The following is a 4,878-nucleotide window of genomic DNA, read 5'->3' on the forward strand; positions in this document are numbered from 1 at the left end:
GTCAGTGCGTATTTATTCCACGAGATCTGAAATAGAAGTTTTTTCGAGAGTGTGGGTACGCGTGAGTTCTCCGCGATACAGGAATTGGATCGTGGTGTGACTTTGAAGGAGGGAGCACGGGAACTGACCAGCGTCACCTTGAATTCGGTGCTGCCGGTACTTTCTGGACAGCGCGATGGCCCCGCTATTCTGGAATCGACGATTGCAGAGGTATTGCGTGCGCTACTGCGCGCTTATACGCGTGTAATCTGACCTACGCCGGAATCGTCAAGCTTGCTCAACAGGTGACAACGCCTGAGAGCACTCAACTGTAACGAAGCACCTGAGGCTTGAGCGGCGCGGCAAACCCGTCTCGCGTTGCGCTTGTGGCCGAGTATCGAACAGCGTCAAGCATCCCTGCGACGCACCCGAACCGGAAAGTTCAGCAGTGTACAGACTCGCCGCGAGGTGCAAGGCATCGTATGCCGAAGACGTTCCGGTTCGGCGTTATGCTGCGTGCTTGCGGACGCAGTCATGCGCAGCGAACCGACTGCGCGATGCGTATGGCCGGTAACCGCATACTTGACGCGTGGGCCGGCGAGATTGCGCAGGATGGTGACGATTTCATCCGGGTGTCGACTGGAGGATGCTGAACCGTAGTTCATTTGACAAAGGAAGGCGCGATGCCATTCCTACCCGATTCCAACAACTGAACCCGCGATCGACGCGCAGAATACGGCCTGGCTGCGGAAGCGCGGGCAGAAAAGCGCAAGCAAGACCCCACACTCATCGATCCGGCGCGAGCAAGTTGCGCCACCGGGCCGCACCACGCGCAACAAAACCTGCAGCGTGAAGCCTGACAAAGAGACGCTGTCCACTGGCCTCGGCGCAGCCGTCCTGGCGAGCGCCGACGAGCCTGCTTTCCCTCGGCAGGAAGGTATCTCGATCAGTCAATACTCGCGTGCTCTCCTCGGTGCCGCGTCGCCATGGAACAACACGGAGAAAGTCCGCGAGGGACGCTTCGGCGAGGAGGTATGAGATGAAGATCAAGCTTGGAGACTTTCGGGTTGCGGAAGACGTCGAGGTCGATCTTGGGAAGTGGCCGACTGCCGTGAAATCCGTGTACCGGTCGAAGGAACACTATCACGCGCTGCTGGACAGAAGATGTGACTAAGCGCGGTTTGATCAGCTTGAACATGACTGCCGGTGCTCGAAAGTGCGTTCACTTTCGTGGGGGCTTGCTCTAGCGGACCTGATGGAGCGTCGATCTTCACCGCAAGCGCCGGATTTATATCCGTCGGTTGTCGCTGATCATACCGTCTGTTTAACAAAAAATCACTGCCCGTTACCGTACAGACATCTGCCTGTCGCGCGAGAGAGTCGTACTCAGGAAGATCGATGAGGGCGAATCCGGGTGTCGCCCTCATGAGTCTCCACTACCAATGGATATCGCGATGAACATCAATCCTCTCGCCGGCAAACCGGCACCTCATGCGATGCTGGTCAACGTCCCCCGGCTGATCACGTCGTACTACACCGAAAGGCCCGACCCCGCGATACCGGCACAGCGGGTCGCGTTCGGCACTTCCGGGCATCGCGGCTCGGCTTTCGCGCGCAGCTTCAATGAATGGCATGTGCTCGCCATCACGCAGGCGATCTGCCGTTATCGGCGGCAGGAGGGTATCGACGGCCCGCTTTTTATCGGCGTCGACACGCATGCGCTGTCTGAACCTGCCTACGCGAGTGCGCTCGAGGTGCTGGCCGCCAACGGCGTTGAGATCATGATTGCGCAAAACGGCGAATACACGCCCACGCCGGCGGTGTCGCATGCCATCGTCGCGTACAACCGCGGCCGGACTGCGGGATTGGCGGACGGCATTGTGATGACGCCGTCGCACAATCCACCGGAAAGCGGTGGTTTCAAATACAACCCACCGAGTGGGCGGTCCGGCTGACGAAATCGTGACCGGCTGGATCGAAGCGGTAGCGAACGGGTTGCTCGAAAGCAAGCTTGATGACGTGCTGCGTATGTGTTTAGCGAAAGCGCTGCGCGCCACGACGACGCACCGGCATGACTTCCTCAACGCCTACGCTGGCGATCTCGTCAGCGTCATCGATATGGATGTGGTGCGTGGCGCACCGATCCTCCTGGGCGTCGACCCGCTGGGTGGCGCGGGTGTGCACTACTGGGGGCCGATTGCCGATCGCTATGGCCTGAATCTGCGCGTGGTCAACGACGACGTCGATCCGACTTTCCGCTTCATGAGCGTCGACTGGGATGGGCGGATTCGCATGGATCCGTCGTCACCGTATGCCATGCAAACGTTGATCGACCAGAAGGATCGCTTCGATGTGGCCTTTGCGTGCGACACCGATCACGATCGTCATGGCATCGTCACGCGGCACGCCGGACTGCTGCCGCCAAATCACTATCTCACGGTCCTCGTCGATTATCTGTATTCTCATCGCCCCCTGTGGCGCGCCCACGTGGCGGTGGGCAAAACCGTTGTCAGCAGCCAGATGATCGATCGCGTGAGCGAGAGGCTGGGTCGTACGGTTTACGAAGTGCCGGTTGGATTCAAATGGTTTGTCGACGGCTTGCTCGACGGCTCGCTCGACGGCTCGCTCGGCTTCGGCGGGGAGGAGAGCGCTGGCGCCAGTTGTCTGCGGCTTGACGGCACAGCGTGGACGACCGACAAGGACGGGATCGTGGCGGCGTTGCTGTCGGCCGAGATCACGACGCGCATTGGCCGCGATCCTGCTGAAATCTACCGGGATCTGACCCAGAGGATGGGCGAGCCGGTTGAACGTCGCGTACAAGCCGTAGCAACAGCGCAGCAGCGCGTGGTGCTGGGGCGGCTCTCGCCGACGCAGTTTCCCCACACCGAACTGGCCGGCGAACAGATCGAGCTGGTGCTGGACCGTGCTCCTGGCAATCACGCCGCCATCGGCGGCATCAAGGTGATCACGAAGAGCGGTTGGTTTGCGGCACGTCCATCAGGAACCGAAGATATCTACAGGATCTACGCAGAGAGCTTCCTGGGTGAAGATCACCTGACGCGTATCGTTGAGGAAGCCCAGGCGATGGTGGATGGCACGCTTGACGAACATGCGCTCGCGTATGATTGCGCTCAGCCGTAAAGATCGGGCGCCGGTAACCTCGCTGCGCATGATCTCGCGCAGCGCAAAAGCGATGATCGCGGCACGGCTAGTAATGGTCGTGAGCCTCGTGATAGTCGCCGCCGTGGTGGTCGTCGCCGGACAGCGCGATCAGCATCCATACACCTGTTTGGTTCTTCATCTCCATTCCCCTTCTGGTGCAATTTTTTCTTGAACATCCCCAACACCGATAGCTGGCGCCGCTTACTTGGCGTCTTCGGCGGTGTTGTGGATGGCCTGGCCGCTTTTCGATATGTCCGTGCCCGCGCCCGCAACAGTGTTGCAGCCCGCGAGAAGAGCGGTACCGGCGATCAAAAATAGAACGATGAGTCGCATCATGATGTCCTCCTGCGAAAGGTTCTTGTTGCCGGCAGCGGTTGCGGGCCGGTTACGTTTCCATTGAAACTAGAGCTGCAGGAACAAGCTGATTCCCGGTGCCGCCTGCGGTGCATAGACAAGAGGCGGTTCTTCGTAGCCTTGATAGCCATAGCCCGAATGTCCATAAGCGTGGCCATAGCGGTGATGATCGTCATGCCGGTATGCCTGGCGTGAGGCGCCGTGGCCTTGAGCATGCTGCTGGCCGCCATGATGATCCTCTTGCGCTTGCAGCGGTGCTGCCGTGACGGGGCACGCGATCGCTATGTCGCGTGAGCAGTTGCTCCTCCGGTTGGAGGATTGGTGCCGTCGTCCCGAACTGAGCGGGATTGATGCCCTTGAGGAGTTTTCATTGCGCCTTCGCCGGTACGCTTGACGACGGCGAGACTACATCACTCCTTTCCCCCACCGTTGATCCCGCTTCCACTGCGCCATACCTGCTTGCCCCGCTCGGAGAGCTCGCCGCAACTATGCTCCGTATCGGCCTCCGTCCCTTCTATCGCCATCTCGCCGCCCGCCTGTTCCTGTGCCTTCTGCTTCTGCTTGTGCCGCGCTGCCACGGCTTCATCGTGCGACCTGCCTGCGTAATCCAAGGTCATTTCGTCAACTCCTCAATGAAAACGGTGTTTGCAACATGGAAGCTGCCCAGCCCGTGTCTTTCTGCGACTACGATTCCAATTGCTTGTGAAGCTTGCCCAATACAATGCCTCATTCAAACATTAAGTAGTGTCCGCGTCGTTGTCTGCACGGTACCGTACCGACCTTTCTCCCGAATCTGGCCACGCTTTCATGAGGTTCTCGCCGGAACCAGTGCAGCACAGGAGAAGACACCATGCCCCCACGACAGCGGCGGCTCCCACCAACGACCTGGCCAGCCCGCCGGGGGCACCGCCAACTGGCGGCCTGAGCAGCGCTGAAGCGCGTCTGCGGATAGGGCGTCTGGTCCGAACACCATGCCAGACACGTCGGCGCATCCCTGGCGCATGGCACTCGAAAAATTCTGGGCACCCGTGCCGGGGATGCTTGAGGCCGCCATCGTGCTGCAGTGTGCACTCGGCAAATTCCTCGCGGCGAAGATCATCGCCGAACTACTCGTGTTCAACGCTTCGCTCGCACTGCTGCAGGGAAGCCGCGCGCAGGCGACGCTCGCAGCACGTACCTGGCGCTGAGTGCGTCGGTGCAGCGGGACGGCAAATGGCCGAGCGTCCCGGCCGCGAATTTTGGTGCTGGGCGATGTGGTCAAGCTTTCTCTGGGCGGTGTCGTTGCGGCCGATATGTGCCTCAGTCGTGATAACCGCCGCGAATCCCGTGGCCGCGATACTTCGCGACTCTGAGCCTGCGTCGCTCGGCTCCGTAGTCAGGCGA

General features: G+C 60.3%; 5 protein-coding genes and 2 pseudogenes. 5 read left to right on the forward strand and 2 right to left on the reverse strand.

The genetic code is table 11. From position 1 onward, the window contains the following. Window positions 1-828 precede the first annotated feature (828 nt). The 3 genes and pseudogenes from PQQ96_RS41590 (at window position 829) to pgm (ending at window position 3,120) form a co-directional block, all read left to right on the forward strand. Window positions 829-1,017: a hypothetical protein gene (locus tag PQQ96_RS41590; protein ID WP_408303165.1), complete on the forward strand. Its 189-nt coding sequence runs from the start codon at window positions 829-831 to the stop codon at window positions 1,015-1,017. A 1-nt stretch (window position 1,018) separates the two neighbouring features. Then, the gene (locus PQQ96_RS41595; protein ID WP_408303167.1) at window positions 1,019-1,153 is read left to right on the forward strand and encodes a hypothetical protein; all 135 of its coding nucleotides are present in this window, start codon (window positions 1,019-1,021) and stop codon (window positions 1,151-1,153) included. 280 nt (window positions 1,154-1,433) lie between these two features. Then, window positions 1,434-3,120: pseudogene (gene pgm / locus PQQ96_RS41600) on the forward strand (phosphoglucomutase (alpha-D-glucose-1,6-bisphosphate-dependent)). A 222-nt stretch (window positions 3,121-3,342) separates the two neighbouring features. Here the strand turns inward: pgm and PQQ96_RS41605 are convergent. Beyond that, a complete protein-coding gene (locus tag PQQ96_RS41605; RefSeq protein WP_408303169.1) occupies window positions 3,343-3,477 on the reverse strand; it encodes an entericidin in 135 nt (44 codons plus the stop codon). Window positions 3,478-3,781: 304 nt separating this feature from the next. Between PQQ96_RS41605 and PQQ96_RS42355 the strand changes: the two are divergent. After that, window positions 3,782-3,889: pseudogene (locus tag PQQ96_RS42355) on the forward strand (DesA/ISL3 alpha bundle tail domain-containing protein); the annotation flags it as partial. Between the two features lie 16 nt (window positions 3,890-3,905). On the opposite strand, the gene PQQ96_RS41610 reads toward PQQ96_RS42355, so the two are convergent. After that, window positions 3,906-4,112, reverse strand: coding sequence for a hypothetical protein (locus PQQ96_RS41610; protein ID WP_408303171.1), 207 nt, complete (start codon window positions 4,110-4,112; stop codon window positions 3,906-3,908). A 384-nt stretch (window positions 4,113-4,496) separates the two neighbouring features. Here PQQ96_RS41610 and PQQ96_RS41615 point away from each other — a divergent pair, with 384 nt between their 5' ends. Further along, on the forward strand, window positions 4,497-4,682 hold the full coding sequence (locus tag PQQ96_RS41615) for a hypothetical protein (RefSeq protein ID WP_408303173.1): 186 nt from the start codon (window positions 4,497-4,499) through the stop codon (window positions 4,680-4,682). The last annotated feature ends 196 nt before the right edge of the window (window positions 4,683-4,878 follow it).

The organism is Paraburkholderia sediminicola (assembly GCF_046027825.1).
GTDB lineage: Bacteria > Pseudomonadota > Gammaproteobacteria > Burkholderiales > Burkholderiaceae > Paraburkholderia > Paraburkholderia sediminicola_D.

What these genes read in the sequence shown, in the direction of transcription:
- PQQ96_RS41610 (WP_408303171.1), bottom strand. Translation starts at nt 4,112, where the DNA reads ATGACCTTGGATTACGCAGGCAGGTCGCACGATGAAGCCGTGGCAGCG.
- PQQ96_RS41605 (WP_408303169.1), bottom strand. Translation starts at nt 3,477, where the DNA reads ATGATGCGACTCATCGTTCTATTTTTGATCGCCGGTACCGCTCTTCTC.
- PQQ96_RS41595 (WP_408303167.1), top strand. Translation starts at nt 1,019, where the DNA reads ATGAAGATCAAGCTTGGAGACTTTCGGGTTGCGGAAGACGTCGAGGTC.
- PQQ96_RS41615 (WP_408303173.1), top strand. Translation starts at nt 4,497, where the DNA reads ATGGCACTCGAAAAATTCTGGGCACCCGTGCCGGGGATGCTTGAGGCC.